Annotated in this window: 22 protein-coding genes, 2 rRNA genes and 1 riboswitch; of the genes, 16 read left to right on the forward strand and 8 right to left on the reverse strand. The window is 38.2% G+C overall.

Annotated elements, in window-relative coordinates; translation table 11 throughout:
- Positions 1–84 precede the first annotated feature (84 nt).
- Complete coding sequence (locus tag FTU02_RS03575) at positions 85–1,176, forward strand: 3-deoxy-7-phosphoheptulonate synthase (RefSeq protein ID WP_143221612.1); 1,092 nt, start codon at positions 85–87, stop codon at positions 1,174–1,176.
- 57 nt (positions 1,177–1,233) lie between these two features.
- The gene (locus FTU02_RS03580; RefSeq protein ID WP_078191020.1) at positions 1,234–1,758 is read left to right on the forward strand and encodes a protein tyrosine phosphatase family protein; all 525 of its coding nucleotides are present in this window, start codon (positions 1,234–1,236) and stop codon (positions 1,756–1,758) included.
- Here the strand turns inward: FTU02_RS03580 and ispF are convergent.
- A complete protein-coding gene (gene ispF / locus FTU02_RS03585) occupies positions 1,746–2,234 on the reverse strand; it encodes a 2-C-methyl-D-erythritol 2,4-cyclodiphosphate synthase (protein WP_168378679.1) in 489 nt (162 codons plus the stop codon). The genes FTU02_RS03580 and ispF overlap by 13 nt on opposite strands.
- A 100-nt stretch (positions 2,235–2,334) precedes the next feature.
- Between ispF and FTU02_RS03590 the strand changes: the two genes are divergently transcribed.
- On the forward strand, positions 2,335–2,985 hold the full coding sequence (locus FTU02_RS03590; RefSeq protein ID WP_180155858.1) for a hypothetical protein: 651 nt from the start codon (positions 2,335–2,337) through the stop codon (positions 2,983–2,985).
- 94 nt (positions 2,986–3,079) lie between these two features.
- Here FTU02_RS03590 and FTU02_RS03595 read toward each other — a convergent pair whose 3' ends face one another.
- Positions 3,080–4,321 carry a D-amino acid dehydrogenase gene (locus tag FTU02_RS03595; RefSeq protein WP_180155860.1) on the reverse strand — a complete coding sequence of 414 codons (1,242 nt, stop codon included), beginning with the start codon at positions 4,319–4,321 and terminating at the stop codon, positions 3,080–3,082.
- 134 nt (positions 4,322–4,455) lie between these two features.
- Positions 4,456–4,546, reverse strand: a riboswitch (glycine riboswitch).
- A 229-nt stretch (positions 4,547–4,775) separates the two neighbouring features.
- On the opposite strand from FTU02_RS03595, the gene FTU02_RS03600 reads away from it, so the two are divergent.
- From FTU02_RS03600 to FTU02_RS16295, 3 genes are all read left to right on the forward strand, one after another.
- Entirely contained in the window at positions 4,776–5,549 is a 774-nt protein-coding gene (locus tag FTU02_RS03600; RefSeq protein WP_180155862.1) for a hypothetical protein, read from the forward strand.
- Between the two features lie 174 nt (positions 5,550–5,723).
- The gene (locus FTU02_RS16290; RefSeq protein WP_257232743.1) at positions 5,724–5,930 is read left to right on the forward strand and encodes a hypothetical protein; all 207 of its coding nucleotides are present in this window, start codon (positions 5,724–5,726) and stop codon (positions 5,928–5,930) included.
- A 56-nt stretch (positions 5,931–5,986) separates the two neighbouring features.
- Positions 5,987–6,250, forward strand: a complete 264-nt coding sequence (locus FTU02_RS16295; RefSeq protein ID WP_257232744.1) for a hypothetical protein — start codon at positions 5,987–5,989, stop codon at positions 6,248–6,250.
- A gap of 104 nt (positions 6,251–6,354) precedes the next feature.
- On the opposite strand, the gene FTU02_RS03610 is transcribed toward FTU02_RS16295, so the two are convergent.
- The 3 genes from FTU02_RS03610 to prmB form a co-directional block, all read right to left on the reverse strand.
- Complete coding sequence (locus FTU02_RS03610; protein WP_180155864.1) at positions 6,355–6,870, reverse strand: GNAT family N-acetyltransferase; 516 nt, start codon at positions 6,868–6,870, stop codon at positions 6,355–6,357.
- Between the two features lie 346 nt (positions 6,871–7,216).
- Positions 7,217–8,311, reverse strand: a complete 1,095-nt coding sequence (aroC, locus tag FTU02_RS03615) for a chorismate synthase (RefSeq protein ID WP_180155866.1) — start codon at positions 8,309–8,311, stop codon at positions 7,217–7,219.
- Between the two features lie 13 nt (positions 8,312–8,324).
- Positions 8,325–9,335, reverse strand: coding sequence for a 50S ribosomal protein L3 N(5)-glutamine methyltransferase (gene prmB, locus FTU02_RS03620; protein WP_078193871.1), 1,011 nt, complete (start codon positions 9,333–9,335; stop codon positions 8,325–8,327).
- Between the two features lie 312 nt (positions 9,336–9,647).
- Here prmB and FTU02_RS03625 point away from each other — a divergent pair, with 312 nt between their 5' ends.
- The 10 genes from FTU02_RS03625 (at position 9,648) to FTU02_RS03670 (ending at position 18,582) form a co-directional block, all read left to right on the forward strand.
- On the forward strand, positions 9,648–9,953 hold the full coding sequence (locus tag FTU02_RS03625; RefSeq protein WP_180155868.1) for a hypothetical protein: 306 nt from the start codon (positions 9,648–9,650) through the stop codon (positions 9,951–9,953).
- A 157-nt stretch (positions 9,954–10,110) separates the two neighbouring features.
- Positions 10,111–11,484, forward strand: coding sequence for an AarF/ABC1/UbiB kinase family protein (locus FTU02_RS03630; protein ID WP_180155870.1), 1,374 nt, complete (start codon positions 10,111–10,113; stop codon positions 11,482–11,484).
- Positions 11,485–11,725: 241 nt separating this feature from the next.
- The gene (locus FTU02_RS03635; RefSeq protein ID WP_180155913.1) at positions 11,726–13,012 is read left to right on the forward strand and encodes an acyl-CoA dehydrogenase family protein; all 1,287 of its coding nucleotides are present in this window, start codon (positions 11,726–11,728) and stop codon (positions 13,010–13,012) included.
- A 29-nt stretch (positions 13,013–13,041) separates the two neighbouring features.
- Entirely contained in the window at positions 13,042–14,241 is a 1,200-nt protein-coding gene (locus FTU02_RS03640) for an acyl-CoA dehydrogenase family protein (RefSeq protein WP_180005578.1), read from the forward strand.
- A gap of 88 nt (positions 14,242–14,329) precedes the next feature.
- Positions 14,330–14,815 (forward strand): GNAT family N-acetyltransferase, encoded by a 486-nt coding sequence (locus FTU02_RS03645; RefSeq protein WP_180120325.1) that lies wholly within the window; start codon positions 14,330–14,332, stop codon positions 14,813–14,815.
- 342 nt (positions 14,816–15,157) lie between these two features.
- Complete coding sequence (locus FTU02_RS03650) at positions 15,158–15,742, forward strand: lytic transglycosylase domain-containing protein (protein WP_111884299.1); 585 nt, start codon at positions 15,158–15,160, stop codon at positions 15,740–15,742.
- A 480-nt stretch (positions 15,743–16,222) separates the two neighbouring features.
- On the forward strand, positions 16,223–16,582 hold the full coding sequence (locus FTU02_RS03655) for a hypothetical protein (RefSeq protein ID WP_078193877.1): 360 nt from the start codon (positions 16,223–16,225) through the stop codon (positions 16,580–16,582).
- A 52-nt stretch (positions 16,583–16,634) separates the two neighbouring features.
- The gene (locus FTU02_RS03660) at positions 16,635–17,594 is read left to right on the forward strand and encodes a hypothetical protein (protein ID WP_180155872.1); all 960 of its coding nucleotides are present in this window, start codon (positions 16,635–16,637) and stop codon (positions 17,592–17,594) included.
- 9 nt (positions 17,595–17,603) lie between these two features.
- The gene (locus FTU02_RS03665; RefSeq protein ID WP_180155875.1) at positions 17,604–18,140 is read left to right on the forward strand and encodes an ATP/GTP-binding protein; all 537 of its coding nucleotides are present in this window, start codon (positions 17,604–17,606) and stop codon (positions 18,138–18,140) included.
- A 10-nt stretch (positions 18,141–18,150) separates the two neighbouring features.
- Positions 18,151–18,582 (forward strand): roadblock/LC7 domain-containing protein, encoded by a 432-nt coding sequence (locus FTU02_RS03670; protein ID WP_180155877.1) that lies wholly within the window; start codon positions 18,151–18,153, stop codon positions 18,580–18,582.
- Between the two features lie 11 nt (positions 18,583–18,593).
- Here FTU02_RS03670 and FTU02_RS03675 read toward each other — a convergent pair whose 3' ends face one another.
- From FTU02_RS03675 to FTU02_RS03685, 3 genes are all read right to left on the reverse strand, one after another.
- Positions 18,594–19,034 (reverse strand): hypothetical protein, encoded by a 441-nt coding sequence (locus tag FTU02_RS03675; protein WP_111884295.1) that lies wholly within the window; start codon positions 19,032–19,034, stop codon positions 18,594–18,596.
- Between the two features lie 235 nt (positions 19,035–19,269).
- Positions 19,270–19,384: ribosomal RNA gene (rrf, locus tag FTU02_RS03680) — 5S ribosomal RNA — on the reverse strand.
- Between the two features lie 212 nt (positions 19,385–19,596).
- Positions 19,597–19,704, reverse strand: a 23S ribosomal RNA gene (locus tag FTU02_RS03685); the annotation flags it as partial.

Below are 19,704 nucleotides of genomic sequence, written 5' to 3' on the forward strand. Positions count from 1 at the left end.
TCTTTTTTATAACATTTGAATGCTATATTCATGTTATATTCGGCTCACGAAACAACCTTTTGTATAATCAAACCAGTGACGGCAATGAATACTTTACAGTCAAATTCTATTACCCAAAACGACATTGATGACGTGAATGTAAAAAGCATTCAGCCTCTTGTTACTCCTGCAGAACTAAAAAAAGAGCTACCTCTGACTGAAACTGCCTATCAAACAGTCCTTAAGGGCCGTGAAACTGTACGTAATATTTTAGATGGAAATGACAAACGTCTTTTTGTTGTCATTGGTCCATGTTCAATTCACGACACAGTCGCTGCACATGATTATGCTGACCGTTTAAAAGTTTTAAGTGACAAAATCCAAGATACAATTTATGTCGTGATGCGTGTGTATTTTGAAAAACCACGTACCACTGTGGGTTGGAAAGGTCTAATTAATGACCCAGACATGAACGATTCTTTCAACATCGAAAAAGGCTTACGTATTGGTCGTAAACTTTTACTTGAATTGAATGAAAAAGGTTTGCCTTGTGCAACTGAAGCACTCGATCCAAACTCACCACAGTACTACCAAGATCTTATCTCTTGGTCAGCGATTGGTGCGCGTACCACTGAAAGCCAAACACATCGTGAAATGTCTTCTGGCCTTTCTTCACCAGTTGGCTTTAAAAATGGTACAGATGGCGGTTTAACCGTTGCGACCAATGCCATGCAATCTGTTAAACATGGTCATAGCTTCTTGGGCTTAAGTGACCAAGGTCAAGTTTCTGTTATTCGTACCAGTGGTAACCCATATGCACACGTTGTACTTCGTGGCGGTAACGGTAAACCAAACTACGACGCAGGTTCAGTTGCAGATGCTGAAGCGGCATTAGCCAAAGCAAAAGTTAGTGGCAAAATCATGATTGATACCAGTCATGCAAACTCAAACAAAGACCCGTACCTACAACCCCTTGTTCTGAAAAATATTACTGAACAAATCCTTGACGGAAACAAGTCAATCGTGGGTATTATGGTAGAAAGTCACTTAAAAGGTGGTCGTCAGGATATTCCTGCCAACCTCTGTGACCTCGAATATGGTAAATCAGTGACTGATGGCTGTATCGATTGGGATACGACTGAAAAAGTCTTGTTAGAGATGCATGAAGCACTTAAAGACGTGTTACCGACACGCTAAGTGAATGAAAAACGCCATCTTCGAGATGGCGTTTTACTTTGAAGGATTATTTGTCAGATGAATGAAATCGAAAATGCGTTAAGTCACATTGAAAACTTCCAATATATACATGAACACTTATTAACGTCCGGTCAACCATCTCCTTCTGAGCTTCAAACGATCAAAGAATATGGTGTTTCAACAGTTATCAATTTAGCCTTGACCGATGCATCCAATCATATCGAGCATGAAGACCGCATTTGCCTAGATCTAGGCCTGAACTACATCCAAGTTCCAATCTCTTGGGATACTCCTTCAGATGATCAATGCCTTTTAGTACTCGATATGATTGACCATTTGGTTCAAGGTCAAACGGTTTGGCTGCACTGTGCAAAAAACTTCCGTGTCAGCAGTTTGATGTATTTATATCGTCAATACTATATGGATGTTGATATGCCAAAGGCTCAAGATTTGATGCATCAAATTTGGGAACCCAATGAAACATGGACAGGTTTAATCCATGCGGTTGCCTTACAACTTCAAGGCCGTAAAGCAACTCAAGATTTACAACATGCACTGATCCATCCAGATCATTTTGCGTGAGAAATCAGTACTGTTGCAGTAGAAAGAATACCTTCTTGGCGACCAGTAAACCCTAATTTTTCGGTGGTGGTCGCTTTGATGCTAATTTGTGTGACTTCAACATCCATAACATCTGCGATACTTTGACGCATTTCTAAATTATGTTTTGCTAATTTAGGGCGCTCACAAGCCACGGTAATATCAGCATTATTAAGTACATATCCACGATCTAAAATCAGTTGGTAGACGTGTTTTAAAAGTACTCGACTATCGGCACCTTTAAATTTTGGATCTGTATCTGGAAAATGCTGACCAATATCTCCAAGTGCCAAAGCACCTAATAATGCATCACAAAGCGCATGCAATACCACATCACCATCTGAATGCGCTTTGAGTCCATGTGTATGTGGAATTTGAACACCAGCAAGCGTTACAAAGTCACCTTCTTCAAATGCATGCACATCCATGCCCTGACCGATACGAATTTGAGCTATCATGCTTGAGTTCCTTGAGAAAATAATGATTGAAATCTTGTATTCACGCTTTCTATTTCGCTATAGTGTGGGCAAGCGCAACACAGTGAAAGTATAAGCGATCATGCTGTTGAAAACTGAAATAAATATCATCAAAAAATTCGGACTAGTTCTGCTAATAGGTTCTGGCCTAGCGATGTTTACGCATGCAGAAAAGATAGACTGTGATCAGGCCAATACTCAGGCAAAAAAAAATTACTGTTCTGACGGTTTTGAAGAACAGCGTGAAAAGTTAGATGGGCTTTTTTTAACAGCGCACTTAATTACCGATGCCCCAATACGCTTACTGATAGATACGCAAAAATTATGGTACAGTCGTGTTCAGCAATGCAAAAACTTGGAGTGTTTCAAACAACAGTTTGAACTTCGCCATGAAGATTTGAATATTTATACCTCGATGAACCAAAGTTTAACGCAGCATTATCTTAAATTTGAAAATGGTCATTTTGCGACATCACCTGTACATTTAAAGGTGCATCAACTGGGCAAAGACAGCATCAAAATTGAAGGCATTGCCTATCGTAATCCGAACAATCGAGTCGAAACACAAACCATTCCCTTTTTAGCTTACACAACACCCGAACAAAAAAATCAAATCACCGATAATGAACACGACTGCAAATATCAGTTCAATTACAGTAAAGCCTTACTCTCAGTAAAAACTGAACAAAAAGGCTGTGAACGTTTTGCAGGGATTTATCGTTTATATGATTAAGATCAAATTCGAATGACTTAGAAAAATACAAAAAAAGCCTCAACATTGAGGCTTTTTTGATGTCTACAATTTTTTGATGTCTACAATATGTCAGTTAAATCGGATGTGTTTGCTGCACTTGCTGGCTGATCATTGCAGCTGTTGCCGCAGATAAAGTCCATCCAAGGTGACCATGCCCTGTATTATAGAAAATATGATCTCGCTTACCTGCATGCACTACTGGCATCATATTGGGCATCATTGGTCGTAAACCCGCCCACGGCACCACATGTTCTGTTGATAGATTAAAATTACGATTCGACCAATCAATTAAAGGCTGAATGCGATCGGCACGAATATCTCGGTTATAGCCATTAAACTCTGCCGTACCTGCAACACGGAGTCGATTTGCACCTAAGCGTGAAGTCACAATTTTGGCACTTTCATCCAACAGACTTACCCAAGGCGCATTGGCCTGACTTTGTTCATCATTTAAATTAATGGTGATTGAATATCCTTTGACTGGATACACATTTACGCGATCACCGAGTTTATGTGCAAGTTCATAACTACCTACGCCACCACAGACCACCACAGCATCTGCTTCAAGTATGCTATCAGCATCAGGATGTTCCATATTTTCATCACTGGCTTTTAACTGAACATTGACACCTTTTGCATGATGTTCAAAGTCAGTCACCTCAAAACCCCACATATATTTCACATCAAAGCGTTCCGTTGCTTTGGCAAGCTGCGTTGTAAATTTATGGATATCTCCAGTGGCATCACCCGGACAATAAAAGCCTCCATAGTATTCACCTGTCAGACTAGGCTCAATGTCACGGATTTCAGCTAATGTCACAGGATGACGCTCTAAGCCACCCTCACAGAGCATATTATTAACTTGAGTCGCTACCTCATAATCATGTTGATTATGAAAGAAATGTAAAATGCCGCGTTTTTCTAAATCAAACTGTAAGTTTTCATGCTCAGCTATTTCAAATAAGCGCTGACGTGCCATCAATGCAAGACGGACAGTCTCGTGAGTATTTTCACGATAATCTTTAATATGCCCCATAAATTCAAAAAGCCATGAATATTTGTGTAGATTAAAACTTGGATTTAATAATAATGGCGCGGTTTTTTGTGACATCCATTTGATGCCTTTCACCACCGTTGCCTTTTGGTTCCAGACTTCAGCATTACACGCAGATAATTGTCCACCATTGGCAAACGACGTTTCCATCGCAGGATAAAGATGTTTATCGACCACAGTGACACGATAACCGAGTAATCCGAGTTCGTAAGCTGTCGTTACCCCAGTAATACCTGCACCAATCACAACTATATGACACATATAGGCTCCTTGGAAATTATATTTCCTATGTTTGCCCCATCTGTCATTGGTACCTGAGAGCTTTGGTTCCTTGCGAAGCAATGTGAACCTTCCCCTTCGGTGAGTAGGTCTAGCCTACTTCTCTCCAGATCTTTTATATGATTACAGTCCTTTTGCCTGAGAGTTTCCTGGGGGAACTTGCTCCTTCGGCGAGCACGATCTGTGCTTCTCTCCTGCAATCATCCATTCATTTTTATTCGGCATTCCTCTTGGTATTGCCTTAGTTAGATATGAGCAATATTTGTACCAAATCTCAAGTCCTATTTGGGTTAATATTGTTAAATATTATTTTTTATCAATTTAAGTTGTTAGTCTATAAATTTAAAATCATTTTTTTCTACACCTAAATACTTCATCTTTAAAATAAAGGTTTAAAATACTGAATGAAATTTATACCTAGAAAAATTGAAGTTTTATGTCGGATTCAACACTTTTCTCTCGCTACGCATCTGTGATCAAAACACATGCTATTGAAGAATTAACTCAAAGTGATTTACTCCTACTTAAGACTCTGGGAACTATTCAAAGCTTTTATGCACCATTCGAGGCCATAAATCATAATGCAAAAGTGGTTATCGTCGGCATCTGCCCAGGCCAGCAACAATGGCGTAATGCATTAATCGCAGCAAAGGTCGGCTTAGAACAGCAAGTATCTGAGGAAAACATTCTTAAACTTGCCAAGAATAGTGGCGCTTTTAGCGGCCCTATTCGTAAAAATTTAACTCAACTGCTAGATCATATTGGATTACACAATCAATTAGGCATACAGACCACTGCTGAGCTATTTAGCAATCATCAAGATATAGTGCAAATGTGCTCGGTTTTACAGCAATGCATTTTGGTCAATGGAAAAAATTATGCTGGCTCAACACCCGCAATGCTAAAAAATGAATTATTAAAACAACATATTGATGATTATTTTATTCCTATGGTCCAACAGCTTCCTAACGCAATTTATATCCCGCTAGGCAAAGGTGTAGAGGAGGTTTTAAATTATGTAAGCAGCTTAGGCTATTTAAATGATCAGCAGATTCTAGCTGGACTTCCCCATCCATCAGGTGCAAATGCTGAACGGATCAAATATTTTTTAGGTGAAAAACCACGTGACCAATTATCTCGAAAAACCAATCCCGAGCAGATTGATAGCGCGAAATCACAGATTTTGCTTAAGATATCTAAATTTCTATGAAGTGCAATAAAGATCACTAAAAAATATTTTTTATCTGAATATCGAACACTTATATCAAAGCAGTGCTCAAACAAAACTAGAAAAGTGTGATGTATTTTACTTTTTTGTTTTTCTGTGTGAATATGCGCCAAAATAAATATTGCTCATAAAAATAACGCTAACATGGAAATACGCATGAAAAATTATTTAGTTCTAGGATTTACACTCCTACTACTCACGGGTTGTATTACCGTACCTAAAAATAAACCTGAAACAAGAACCTTGAAGCTAAAAGGTGTGAATACCGTTGAAAACAGCAAAGTGATCCAACGGACCAATACTCGAGGTCAGTTACTATGTGAAGCTGGCAAAAATGTCCTGAACTTGCCATTGATTGGCTGAAAAGCAAAGGTGAGTATGCACTTTCACTGCATTCTTATGATCAACAGCAGCTTGATATGAGTGAAATATCTTTTGTGATTGACGGCAAAGTTTTGTCTTATCCTGCAATTGGTCGAACAAATTATCGTCGCTTAGATAATTCAAATGTGATTGATTCTTCTAATACCGTGATGATCCCAGATGCTGTGCTTAAAAAATTTCGGGACGCAAAAAATATTGCTGTGATTATGAATACCAACCAAGGTGAAATCGCACACTATATGTTAAAAAACCAAAAATCTTCAGATGCCTATCGTCTATTTTTACGTGCTTATTCTTAAGACCAAATAGTCTAAAATAAAAATCCCAGAAGTTAGTGTATGTTTTCTTTTGGGATTTTTTATTCGTCTCATCTTATAAATTGATCAAATGCATCACATGATCTTTATTTTATTCGTTTAATTAATTGTTTAATTGTCAGTTCACATATCGGTTGACCTACTTCTAGATGAAGAGGATAGGCTTGATTTTCATCTGTTATGTTATAGCCACGTCGTTGATAATATTTTATTAATTCTAAACGCCGATCAATCACATACATGACAAATTCTTCAACATTGGGTTCAATCAACATCGCTTGTTGTTCTGCAAATTGCAATAATTTTTTTCCTAATCCCTGAGCTTGCTCATCTGGGTGAATTGCAAAATGACCAATTTCACAGCTCATTCCCTGCATTTGAATACCAATACACCCCTTGATCTGTGTATTTTCTGACTCCATCACATATAGATGAAAATCCTTTTTTTGTAAGAGTTGACTGAGTTGAGAGACATTTATTCGATTTCCTCGAACAATATGATGTTCCGTGGTCCAACTCTTGGGATGATTCTCCCGATAGGCTATATTCATTAAGCTTTCGAGCTGCTGAATATCACCAAGTAAAGCATGTCTTATATTCATATTTTTTAGCTATTTATTTTCATAGGCCTATTTTACTGAAATAAAAAAACCAGACAATTGTCTGGTTTTTTTAAAGCAATGTGCTCATCAGTGTGACTTGCTAACGCTATTCACCAACAGCATCGGAACAAAAAGCAGTGCTTTGTTATTTATCCTCTGTGACTCGCTAACGTTACTCACCAAATCGCGTTCGAAACAAAGCAACGCTTTGTTATTTATCCACTGTGACTCGCTAACGCTACTCACCAACCGCGTTCGGAACAAAGCAGCGCTTTGTTATTTATCCAATGTGACTCGCTAACGCTACTCACCAACCGCGTTCGGAACAAAGCAGCGCTTTGTTTCCTCACTTGGGTTCAATTGGGGCAAATGGAGCGACAACATCCGCATTTTGTGCACGGTTACGCATGAAGTGATCCATGAGCACAATTGCTAACATCGCCTCTGCAATTGGTGTCGCGCGAACACCGACACAAGGATCATGACGACCTTTGGTCAACACATCTGTATCTTCACGATTAATCGTAATGGTTTTACCCGGCGTAGTAATGGAAGCTGTTGGTTTCAAGGCGATCGCAACACGAATGTCTTGACCACTCGAAATACCGCCCAAAATGCCGCCTGCATGGTTTGCCAAGAAACCATCCGTAGTTAATTCATCACGGGTTTCATGACCAAACTGCTCAGCAACGCCAAAGCCATCACCAATTTCAACACCTTTTACAGCGTTGATGGACATCATAGCATGTGCAATATCTGCATCTAAACGATCAAATACAGGCTCGCCCCAACCGACTGGAACTTGTGTCGCAATAATTTCCAGTTTGGCGCCACAGCTCGTTCCTTGTTCACGAAGTGACGTTACGAGAGCTTCAAAACGTGGGACGGCATCTGCATCACCACAGAAAAATGGGTTATTCGGAACTTCAGTCCAGTCCAATTTCTCTGCTTTTTCGGTACCAATTTGGGTTACATGACCACGAATTTCTATGCCGAATTTCTCAAACAAGTATTTTTTAGCAATCGCACCTGCAGCAACACGCATCGCAGTTTCACGAGCACTCGAGCGACCACCACCACGATAATCACGGAAACCATACTTATGTGTATACGTATAGTCTGCATGACCCGGACGGAAGGTTTGCGCGATGTTGCCATAATCTTTTGATTTTTGATCTGTGTTACGGATCAATAGACCAATCGATGTACCGGTCGTTTTGCCTTCAAATACGCCTGAAATAATTTCAACTTCATCGGGTTCTTTACGCTGAGTTGCAAACTTAGATGTGCCCGGCTTACGACGATCCAGATCCTTTTGCAAATCGGCTTCAGTCAGTTCAATACCCGGTGGAACCCCATCCACAATGGCCATCAGACCAACGCCATGAGATTCACCACAAGTCGTTACACGGAAGAGTTGCCCTATACTATTACCTGCCATGTCAAACGACTCCTTATGCTTGAACAGATTGAATGAATAAATCTCGGTATTCGCGGCATTGAGCAGCAGTCAATGCAAAGATACCTGTACCGCCTTTTTGGAACTGTAACCAGTAAAAATCAACGGTATTGAAGTTTTGACGCATTGCCCATTCTGAGTTACCCACTTCGATCACAATTAAGCCATCTTCAGTCAGGTAATCTGCAGCTTGTGCCAACATTTTACGGACAAGATCCAAACCATCTTGACCCGCAGCAAGCGCCATTTCAGGTTCATGGTGGAATTCTTCTGGTAAATCTGCCATGTCTTCAGCATCCACATATGGTGGATTCGACACGATCAAATCATATTGATTTTCTGCTGGAATTTTGGCGAATAAATCAGACTCAAGTAAAGCCACTTGATATTGTTTATTGTGGTGTTCACAGTTAATTTGCGCCACTTCAAGTGCATCTTTAGACAAATCTGTTGCATCAACTTCAGCGTCTGGGAATGCATAAGCTAAAGCAATCGCGATACAACCCGAACCCGTACACATATCTAAAATGCGCTGAGGAGTTTTTGGATTGGCATTTTCAGGTAGATTATTAACTGCAGCACCCATCTCGCCATTTTCGCCTAAACAATAAGGTGCAAAACGGTTTTCAATTAACTCTGCAATTGGAGAACGTGGAATTAGTACACGTTCATCGACATAAAATGGCTTACCAAAGAAATACGACAAGTTTAGTAAATAAGACGTCGGCACTTTTTCATTAATACGACGTTCTAACAATGCTAAAAATTCTGCAACTTCACTTGGCAATAATTTCGCATCTAAGATTTCCGCATCTGCATTCCAATCTAGAGATAACGTTTGTAAAACCAATGCTGAGCTTTCAGCAAAATAGTCTTCTGTACCTTGTCCTAAGTGGGCATCATATTGACGTAAAGCTGTTACCCCAAAGCGGATATAATCACGAATTGTAGATAGGTTTTCAGCTGCTTCCTGTAAATGTTCAGGGCTAATAGTCGGTCGATCCACTTAAGGCGTCTCCAGTTCATAATTTTTTAAACGCCCTATGATACCTTGTTTTAATGCTATTTATAATAAAAATACGGCATTATTCACCGCTTGAAAGCATTTCTTAACCGTATATATGAGGTCTGATACATTCGCTGAAATGAAATGTGTACTTTATGCCTTTCTTCAGTATTCTATAAAATCTAATTAGATGAAAATTACGAATAAAAACCAATTCAAGCTCAATTGTTTAGCAATTTGTACTTGATCCTAAGCTTTAATTTCTTAAAATCATCCCCATACAAACAGTTAAATTTTAAATGCGGAGCTCCTATGAGCTATAAGCACAATAACCTCATGGCTATGCGTCAGAGCTATTGGGAAGACACTCAGTCTTTAAATGTGCAAACTGAAAAGGCATTTTTTCAGCAACTATTGATCGAACATCAAGTTTTCCCAAATGCGAGTCTAGAAAACGCACGCACCCTATTTTTTAGCTTACCGAGCATTATTATTGTCAAAGGTTATGCTGCCGGATTTAAAGACGAATCTGTCCAACATCTTATTCATCAACATATTGAAGAACATAAAACCGCATTGATGCAAAACGACACGGTAAAAATCAAATATCGTTTATAGTTTTCTTTCCAATGTACCTGTCTACGCGGCATCTTGCTTAAGTTTGCAAATGCTTACTGCATATTCAGTAAGTTGAACTATTTTAATACGTTAAGAAACGTTAAAATTAGCTACAATGTATTTTTCTGCGAATTGCTGATTAAAGGATTTAATTTACATGTCAGATCAGAACGATAAGCTCAAACACTTGAAAACGTCTTCTATGGATCGACGCTTATCTATCGCAAAGGCATCGCTACTTGCGGGAACTCGTTGGGCAGCATCAAACGCCACTTCTATTTTTTCGAGTGAAGAAGAAAAAGAGAAAAAGCGTAAAAAAGCCATGAAAGATCAGGCTGAATATCTCGTCGCAGAAATTGGTAAATTAAAAGGTTCAATTGTAAAAATTGGGCAAATGATGGCGTTGTATGGTGAACATTTTCTGCCTGAAGAAATCACCCAAGCCCTCAACACCTTGAACAATCAAACAGTTGCATTGGCATGGCCAGCCATCAAAGTCCAATTACAAAATCAACTTGGCTCAAAACTTGATGATCTCGTGATTGATCATGAGCCACTTGGTACAGCTTCTTTGGCACAAGTTCACCGTGCAAAACGTAAATCTGATGGTTTAGAACTGGTTTTAAAAATCCAGTATCCGGGTGTGGCAGATGCAATCGATTCGGATATGAATCTATTCAAAAACATGCTCAAACTGACACGAATGGTTCCTCAAACCCGTGAATTTGATCAGTGGTTTGATGAAGTTCGTGAAATGATGCATCGTGAAGTAAGTTATAAAATCGAAGCAGATACCACTCGCCGTTTTGCTGCACGCTTAAAAGAAGACCCGCGCTATATCGTGCCGCAAATCATTGATGGTTATTCAACACCTCAAGTGCTGTGTATGACTTTTGAACGTGGTGTACCGATTAACAGCCCAGTAATGCTGTCACTTCCTCAAGAGCGCCGTAATGCCTTAGGTGAAGCATCACTTGAAATTGCCGTACGCGAAATTTTTGAATGGGGTGAAATGCAAACCGACCCTAACTTCGGAAACTATTTGGTCCGTTTGGGCAATGGTGCGGATGTGCCCGATAAAATCGTACTCCTCGACTTCGGTGCGATCCGTCAGTTCGATGAGCATCTATTAGGCGTTGCGCGTAATTTGATTACCGCGGGTTACCATCACAGCTCTGAGCAAATGGTCAAAGCGATGACGGGTTATGAGTTCTTTGATGGTATTCCACAAAGTATTAAACCTGATATGGCTAAAGTCTTTTTGTTAGCGACAGAGGCATTTAGTAGCACTGCAAATAACCCGGACATCCCTGCTGGTGTTATGGACGAACAACAACGCTATGATTGGAAAAAAAGCCAATTACATAGCCGTGTGATGCAACAAGCGTCAAAATCGATGGCATCTCGTTACTTCTCAGTTCCACCTAAAGAGTTTATGTTTATTAGCCGTAAATTTATCGGTGCATATACCTTTATGACCGTCATTGAAGCAAAAACCAATGTTCGTCGTATGATTCAAAAATATCAATAATCATTCAATGCACACTTCAAGACTTGGCTAACCCAAATGTCAGCCAAGTCAATTTTAAAATAACAATACTTTTAATCCTTTTTACTTTTCTATTCTTAATTAATCATTTAGCTATCGAATCCCACCTAATCTCGCCGTTTATCTTTGACAATCATGCATGTCATTTATGACATGGTTTTTCTATCTTTGGCATGTCAGCATTAAATAAGAACAACGCAAATGGAAAACAACAATGACCAATATGGTAAACAAGGCTCAAGGATTTGGGCTCTCACTTTTAACTAAAATTGCCGGAAGTGATGTACTCGATCAGTTTAAACTGCGCAAATTTGTTGAAAAATCTTTGTATCAAAGCTCAAAAGCTGGTTTTAAAACCCTGAACCAGACGCAAAAAGCATTTCAGACCAACAAAGATGTGCATAAGCAACGTTTGCCAAATCAACAAAAATCATTATTTGATTTAAACCTGACTGAAGAACAGCAAATGACTGCTGATGCGATGCAGCACTTTGCCACAGAAGTCTTGTATCCACTTGCTCATCGAGCCGATCAAGAGGAAAGATTCCCTGAAGCGTTATGGCAACATATCCAAGATCTAGGTCTAAATTATTATGCCTTACCTGAAGATTTGGGTGGCGTTGCAGCAGAAAAAAACATCATTAGCAATATCTTAATTGCTGAACAATTGGCTGAAGGTGACTTTAGTTTAACAGCAGGTTTACTGTCGACATTTAGCTGTATCAACGCCATTACCCAATGGGGTTCCGAATCTGTTCAAGCAACCTACTTAGCGGCATTTGCAGATGATTCAGCCCTACGTGCAAGCTTTGCGGTTCAAGAGGCAACAGCGGCATTTAATCCCTATCAACTTAAAACTCACGCGATTGCTGATGGCCAGCAGTATAAAATCAGTGGGGAGAAAACCTTAGTCCTTCTAGGCGAACAGGCAGATGTGCTGTTAGTGAGTGCCATGCTCAATGGACAGCCTGAAGTTTTTATTGTGCAACGCGACCAGAGCATTAGCGCAAAAAAAACACCTGCTATGGGTTTGAAAGCCACTGAAACGGTAACTTTAAAATTTGATCAGACCCCTGCCCAACGCTTAGGAGATCAAGATTTCAATTACACCTCATTTATCGATCTTGGCAATTTAATGTGGTGTGCCATGGCTGTTGGTACCGCAACTGCAGTCAAGAAATATTGCATTCAATATGCAAACGAACGTACAGCTTTTGGGGAGCCAATTTCGCACCGTCAAAGTGTGGCATTTATGATTGCAGATATGGCAATCGAAATAGATGCCATGCATATGCTCATCCTTAATGCAGCAAGTCTAGCCGAAGCCGGCAAGCCTTTTCATCGTGAAGCCTATTTAGCCCGCGTGCTATGTGCTGAAAAGTCAATGAAAATTGGGACCGATGGCGTGCAAATATTAGGTGGTCACGGCTTTACCAAAGAACATCCCGTAGAACGTTGGTATCGAGACTTACGTGCCACAGCGATTCTTCAATCTGGCTTACATGCTTAATTCAGCAAAATAAAAACAAGGAAATGTCCATGAACTTACAAAATCCGAAAAAATTTAAATTGCTGATCGACCAAGCCCATGAAGTTGCTTTAAATGTTTTACGTCCTATTTCACGTAAATATGACAAAGCCGAACATGCCTATCCGAAAGAATTAGATATGTTATCTTCCCTCGTCGACGGTATGAATGATGGCGGTGATGGCATGAATGCAGGTGCCGCCGTCAATAAACGTGGCGACACAGACACGGGAAATAAAAACGGTGTCAATATGTCGACAGCCCTCAGTATCATCGAGATGTGCTATGGAGATACAGGCCTGTTGCTCAGCATGCCTCGCCAAGGGCTTGGAAATTCGGCTATTGCAGCAGTAGCCAATGATGAACAACTAGAGCGCTTAAAAGGAACTTGGGCCGCTATGGCTATTACGGAACCGAATTGCGGCTCTGATTCAGCAGCAATTCGGACAACAGCGACGAAAGATGGCGATGAATACATCCTCAATGGTGAAAAAATCTTTGTTACCTCGGGCGAACGTGCTGATTCAGTGGTGGTTTGGGCAACACTAGATAAAAAATTAGGTCGAGCAGCGATTAAATCCTTTGTTGTTGAAAAAGGTACGCCGGGCATGACTGTAGAACGCTTAGAACATAAATTGGGTATTAAAGCCTCTGATACTGCTGCCATTAGTTTTGTAGATTGTCGTGTCCCTGCTGCAAACTTATTAGGCAATGCTGAAATTGATGTAGCAAAGGGTTTTGCTGGGGTTATGGAAACTTTTGATAATACTCGGCCGCTGGTTGCTGCGATGGCTATTGGCTGTGCAAAGGCATCTTTAGAGCGAATTAAAGAAATCTTCAAAGATGAACTAGATGAGCAGTATTCAACACCGATCTTACAAAGCTCGAATATTGCTGCACAAATCTACCGTATGGAAGCAGACTGGGAAGCAGCACGTCTACTCATGCTCAAAGCCGCATGGATGGCCGACAACAAAAAACCTAACTCACGTGAAGCATCCATCGCTAAAGCAAAAGCAGGCCGTGTAGGTAATGAAATCACATTAAAATGTGTAGAGCTCGCAGCTGCAGTTGGTTATAACGAAGATGAATTATTGGAAAAATGGGCACGTGATTCAAAAATCCTCGATATATTTGAAGGCACACAGCAAATTCAACAATTAATCGTTGCACGTCGTGAACTGGGTAAAAGTTCAAGCGAATTAAAATAATTTTTTGCTTGAGTAATTTTAAACTTAGAGATGGATTTTTTTATAGGATCAGTCTATAAACAATCCATCTTTTTGTTTTTCGATCATTATGTTTCAAATCCGACCACTTCAAATTGAAGATAATGCAAGCATTGCCAATGTCATTCGCACAGTTTCCAAAGAATTTGGATTAGCACCTGAATCAGGATTTGCCGTTGCAGATCCAATTTTAGATGATTTATATCACGTTTATGCACAAGCAAATGCACAATATTGGGTTATTGAAAATCAACACGGTACAATTTTAGGTGGTGGCGGCCTTTCTCCTTTAGCTGGAGATTCAAGCATTTTAGAAATCCAAAAAATGTATTTTTTGCCTGAATTACGTGGTCATGGTTTAGCCAAAGATATTTTAGAACTTTGTTTTCAATTTGCCAAAGATCATAATTTTAAAGCGTGTTATTTAGAAACCACACATACACTTGGGCAAGCGGTGAAACTCTATGAAAAAGTAGGATTTCAACACTTACAAGCTCCCAAGGGCAATACAGGTCATAGCCAAGCATGTGAAATTTGGATGCTTAAAACGCTTTAATAAACTTAGATTTAATTAATTTCGCTGAAAAGGTTTTAGAGCTTTTTCAAATAGAGATATTTAATGAGTGGATATTCAAGTTTTTTATAATTAAAGATCTCCGCTTTTGAATAACCCACAATCTTAAGTAAGTAAGAATGTAAAGAGAGAAATACTAACTCAATTAACACGATCTGCTTTTCTCTCTTCACTTAGACAATCATGTAATTTGAGTACATTTCCATCAATTTTTACAATTACACTGTATAGAGCAACTTAAGAAAATATTGACCTCTGAGTCTCCAGTTCATACTATCACTTTAGAAATTACACTTAGCCATGATTATTTTAAAGTGAATATAAATGCAGAATGTACTGAATAAAACTCGCCTTTCAACTCGTCTTTCGTCGCTCCTAAGCGCTCACAGCTTAAAGTTTTCAACTGTTATTATATCTGTAACCCTGATTTCTGGATGTTCATCACTCGGTGGTGGCTCTGTAGAAAAACGTGCTGTTAAACTTTCATCAGGGATCCAAAAGGCCTATTCAGTCAATCCTGAAACTGCAAATCGAGTGTCACCCTACATTGTGCAAACTGCTGATCAATACAACTTAGATCCTTTACTACTGGCTGCTGTTATTCGCCAAGAATCAACTTTCCGCCCTTATGTCAGTTCACCTGCAGGTGCAGTCGGTTTAACTCAGGTGATGCCACGTTATTGGCAAGCAACATGCCCTGGGGATTTATATGACGAATTAACCAATATTAATTGTGGGTCATTTATTTTAACTAAATATAAAAATGCCGCTGGCAGCATGCCAAAAGCTTTAGCCTACTATAATGTCGGACCTACCGCTTATAACACCAATCGAAAAATGAAAAAACAAGGCAAACGTTATGCAAAACAAGTGAAACAACATCGAAATAATTTAAAAAGTGCATTATAAGAAGTAAAGTTCAATCCTATTACCCCAGGATTGAACTTTTAACATATATCACAAATAATTAAATTTAATAGACTTAAATCACAAATATTAATCTAGAAATAATATTATATAATATATTTTAATGATCAGAAAATAAACAAACAGCACAGATATTTAATACTTATTTAATCTTATAAAATCGTTTTTGTATATTAAATTAATGAAATAATACATTAAATCTATTAATAAAAAAACTCTTATAAAACAACAACCTTAATTGAATTTCATATACAACAATTCTATAAAAGGTTTAAATATTCTACACAATCCTACAACTATTAGCAGCCAAGAATCGTTTAAAGACCATTTTTACTTTATTTATTATTAACAATAATCAACCAGCTGATTTTTTTAGCATTGTTTATTCATCATTTTTAGCTAATATCATATAGGTCAGTAAAACTATATTACTGATTAACATATAATTTATTGGGGTTAATAATGGCCAAATTATCTTTAAACGCTTTAACAGACATTGACGGTTTTATTGCTGCAGCTTTGGTTGACAGCGAAAGTGGCCTTGCTATGGCAACACAAGGCAATAACGACATCGATTTAGAATTAGCTGCTGCTGGTAATACTGAAGTTGTACGCTCAAAGCGTAAAGTTGCCAAAGCGTTGAATTTAAATGACTCTATTGAAGACATTCTAATTACTCTGGGTAAACAATATCACTTAATCCGCCCACTCGACTCAAATGAAGCATTATTTCTTTACCTCGTATTAGACCGTAGTAAATCAAACCTTGCTATGGCTCGCCATGAACTTAAACATTTCGAAAAAGAATTAGATTTTTCTTAATTTAAAGTTGGGTTATTTCACCAGAAATAACCCAGTTTTTCTGGACAATTTCGTGAATAGCACATTATATATTTCTATCTTTGGCTTAAATCTAAATGTTATCAATGACATTAAATCTATTATTTCAAATAAGCTATCTGAAACTTTTACTATTCATTGGACAAACATTGCAGATTCGAAACTCCAAGTCCTATTAATCAATGATGACTTTATCGACCTGCCGAATATAAATAAAATAAGGCACGAAGCTTTAATCATACTTAAACTTAAAAAAAATGAATTGAAAGCAAATCAAATCGAACACGATACCCTGTTTTTACCCCTAACAAATACCAATCAATTTGAGCATTGGTTAGAGCATTCAGTTGCGTTAAGGTTCCGAGACATTAATCCTGTAAATGTGTCCAATCCTATTGTTGTTCAAGACACAAAACCTAAATTAAATGCACACCAGATCACACAGGCTTTTAAAGATTTAAATAAACATCAACGTCAACTATTGCTTTTAGATCAAAAACCAATCGCACTCATTGATAACTTAAGCAATGAGTTTTGGATAGAACAAAATATACAAATCACACAAAATTCTGAAATCACACTCATTTCAGCAGATACAAATACAGTTGTCACTTTTAAATATGGGTTGGAATCAATAAATTTACAGCATGGATTATGGCAATTTGTTTGGGATTACGTAGATGATACTCCCCCCAATTACACAAGCCACTATAAACTTTTGCATTGGCCACAGCCTATACATTGTGCTGAGCGACAATCACTATTGAAAATATCCGCTTTTTTTATGGAAGGTAGTTCTACTCAATATATCGCTGAACAAATACATTTGAGCCAAAACATTATCAATCGCTATTTATTTGCATGCCACATAGCTGAAATCATAGAAGAGATTCCAGCCATGGCGACTGTATATCATAGCCAAAAAACAGCTCAAGAATCTTCAAATCCACTACAGAGTTTTTTCCGTAGTCTTCGAAAAAAATTAGGAATCTAAAATTTCATTATGATTTTACAGCAATACAAGATCGTATTTGCCGGAACGATGGGTGCCGGAAAAACCACTGCTATTCAAAGTATTTCTGATATTCCTGTACTGAGTACAGAAGCGCTGAATACGGATCAAAATGCGCATCAGAAAATGTTGACTACCGTTGGAATTGATTATGGTGAACTTACTCTAGCCGATGGTACTAAACTTGGTTTATATGGTACGCCGGGCCAAGAAAGATTTAACTTTATATGGAATACCATTTGCAACGGCGCAATTGGTACAATTATTTTGATTGATCATACACATGACCATCCAATTCAGCAGCTGAATGATTATTTAAATTATTTTTCTGAAAATAATGAAAACATCATCATCGCGATTACACATTTAGACGGTACGCAGTATAAATCCACCAAACTTTATAAAGAATGGCAGGATTCACAACAGATACATCACCCCATTTTTTATATCGATGCTAGAAATAAAAAAGACATTCTTTTTATTCTAGAAGCACTCATTGCAAAAGCCGAAGTTCAACTTTCAATCTGATGAAGATATTATGAATACAGCAATTCGTACTACACGTTCAGCACCACTACAGTTTATTGAACAAGCACATAAACTCATGAAGGAGTTAATTTCTGATGTGTCCGGTGTTGAATATATGATGTTATGCTCAACAGATGGTTTTGAATTAAAATCTATAGAAAAGAAAAATATTGAAAATTCTGGAAAACTTGCAGCTGTAAGCAGTTCGATCTTAGCAATGGTTCAAGCTTTTACTAACGAGATTAATTTAATTGGTTGTCAAACCATTACATTAGATGCTGAAAATGGTAAAGCATTACTCACAGCGATCTCTCACCCTCAGCACCCCATGATATTAGTTGTCTTGACATCAAAAAATGTATTATTAGGGCAATTATTATATTCTTTAAAAAGAGTGAGTAATGAACTAAGCGAATATCAACTGTCAAATACATTCGCCTAGTCCGATTCAAATTATTTCATCGATTCACGCATTTTATCTTCATCAAAATATTGTGCAAATGATGCAATACGTTTTTCAACAACTGGATTTTTCATCAGGTTCTCAGCTGCACGATTCCCCAATAGTTCAAATGCTTTACCCAAAGCATTTGTTCCTTCATTTTCTGTAACAGCTTTGATTTCAGCATTACAACGTTTAGTAAATAAATCTTGAAATAAATTTGCCATATTTTTATCAATTTTTTGCATCTCAGCGGACGTCACTTTACTATATTTAGAAATTTCTGGATGTGCTGAAAATGCCAAATAAATCCAAGTCGTTAAGTTCTGACTCTCTTCTGCTGAAATTTTATTTACCAAACATTCACTTAGTTTATCCTGATACACACCAGCTGTAGTATTGAAAGAAACAAATGCAAATAAAACTGTAGCTAATAATTTTTTTAAAAACATCTTAAATACCCTATATATTATTAATGAGACAAACGATTTTATTATATTGATTTATTACACATTTTCATTAGCAAAAGATTTTAAAATGATATAAATGGATTGAGCATTTTAGTTTTATTTTCTTTAAATATCTCTCGTTTTCCTATTTTGTGCTTTTGCTTTTCTTCCTATTTCCCTTTCCCTCACGCATAAAAAAACACCCCCTGCACTAGTCAGGGGGTGTTTTCGAATAATGAGCTGGCGATGACTTACTCTCACATGGGTAACCCCACACTACCATCAGCGCTAAGAGGTTTCACTTCTGAGTTCGGGAAGGGATCAGGTGGTTCACTCTTGCTATTGTCGCCAGCACAACTGTTATGGATACTTGCTTAGTCTAATCTCAGAGCAGTGCTCTTCGTGCTAAGTTTTCTACCAAATGAGTTATTAACAGAAGTACTTGAGTTAATTTAAGGTGTTCATTGTATCTAGCTTTTGAACTAAATCAAGTCACTTTGCTTAATATCGAATCAATTGAACCTCACTTCTTTCGAAGTTCGTACAACAACTGTTTGGGTGTTGTATAGTCAAGCCTCACGAGCAATTAGTATTGGTCAGCTTCATGCGTCACCGCACTTCCACATCCAACCTATCAACGTCGTAGTCTTCAACGGCTCTTTAGTGGACATAA

Origin of the sequence: Acinetobacter sp. YH12045, assembly GCF_013419925.1 — a bacterium.
Classification (GTDB): Bacteria; Pseudomonadota; Gammaproteobacteria; order Pseudomonadales; family Moraxellaceae; genus Acinetobacter; species Acinetobacter amyesii.

Coding starts and splice junctions, on each gene's coding strand:
- FTU02_RS03575 (WP_143221612.1), top strand. CDS start 85: ATGAATACTTTACAGTCAAATTCTATTACCCAAAACGACATTGATGAC.
- FTU02_RS03580 (WP_078191020.1), top strand. CDS start 1,234: ATGAATGAAATCGAAAATGCGTTAAGTCACATTGAAAACTTCCAATAT.
- ispF (WP_168378679.1), bottom strand. CDS start 2,234: ATGATAGCTCAAATTCGTATCGGTCAGGGCATGGATGTGCATGCATTT.
- FTU02_RS03590 (WP_180155858.1), top strand. CDS start 2,335: ATGCTGTTGAAAACTGAAATAAATATCATCAAAAAATTCGGACTAGTT.
- FTU02_RS03595 (WP_180155860.1), bottom strand. CDS start 4,321: ATGTGTCATATAGTTGTGATTGGTGCAGGTATTACTGGGGTAACGACA.
- FTU02_RS03600 (WP_180155862.1), top strand. CDS start 4,776: ATGTCGGATTCAACACTTTTCTCTCGCTACGCATCTGTGATCAAAACA.
- FTU02_RS16290 (WP_257232743.1), top strand. CDS start 5,724: ATGAAAAATTATTTAGTTCTAGGATTTACACTCCTACTACTCACGGGT.
- FTU02_RS16295 (WP_257232744.1), top strand. CDS start 5,987: ATGAGTGAAATATCTTTTGTGATTGACGGCAAAGTTTTGTCTTATCCT.
- FTU02_RS03610 (WP_180155864.1), bottom strand. CDS start 6,870: ATGAATATAAGACATGCTTTACTTGGTGATATTCAGCAGCTCGAAAGC.
- aroC (WP_180155866.1), bottom strand. CDS start 8,311: ATGGCAGGTAATAGTATAGGGCAACTCTTCCGTGTAACGACTTGTGGT.
- FTU02_RS03625 (WP_180155868.1), top strand. CDS start 9,648: ATGAGCTATAAGCACAATAACCTCATGGCTATGCGTCAGAGCTATTGG.
- FTU02_RS03630 (WP_180155870.1), top strand. CDS start 10,111: ATGTCAGATCAGAACGATAAGCTCAAACACTTGAAAACGTCTTCTATG.
- FTU02_RS03635 (WP_180155913.1), top strand. CDS start 11,726: ATGGTAAACAAGGCTCAAGGATTTGGGCTCTCACTTTTAACTAAAATT.
- FTU02_RS03640 (WP_180005578.1), top strand. CDS start 13,042: ATGAACTTACAAAATCCGAAAAAATTTAAATTGCTGATCGACCAAGCC.
- FTU02_RS03645 (WP_180120325.1), top strand. CDS start 14,330: ATGTTTCAAATCCGACCACTTCAAATTGAAGATAATGCAAGCATTGCC.
- FTU02_RS03650 (WP_111884299.1), top strand. CDS start 15,158: ATGCAGAATGTACTGAATAAAACTCGCCTTTCAACTCGTCTTTCGTCG.
- FTU02_RS03655 (WP_078193877.1), top strand. CDS start 16,223: ATGGCCAAATTATCTTTAAACGCTTTAACAGACATTGACGGTTTTATT.
- FTU02_RS03665 (WP_180155875.1), top strand. CDS start 17,604: ATGATTTTACAGCAATACAAGATCGTATTTGCCGGAACGATGGGTGCC.
- FTU02_RS03670 (WP_180155877.1), top strand. CDS start 18,151: ATGAATACAGCAATTCGTACTACACGTTCAGCACCACTACAGTTTATT.
- FTU02_RS03675 (WP_111884295.1), bottom strand. CDS start 19,034: ATGTTTTTAAAAAAATTATTAGCTACAGTTTTATTTGCATTTGTTTCT.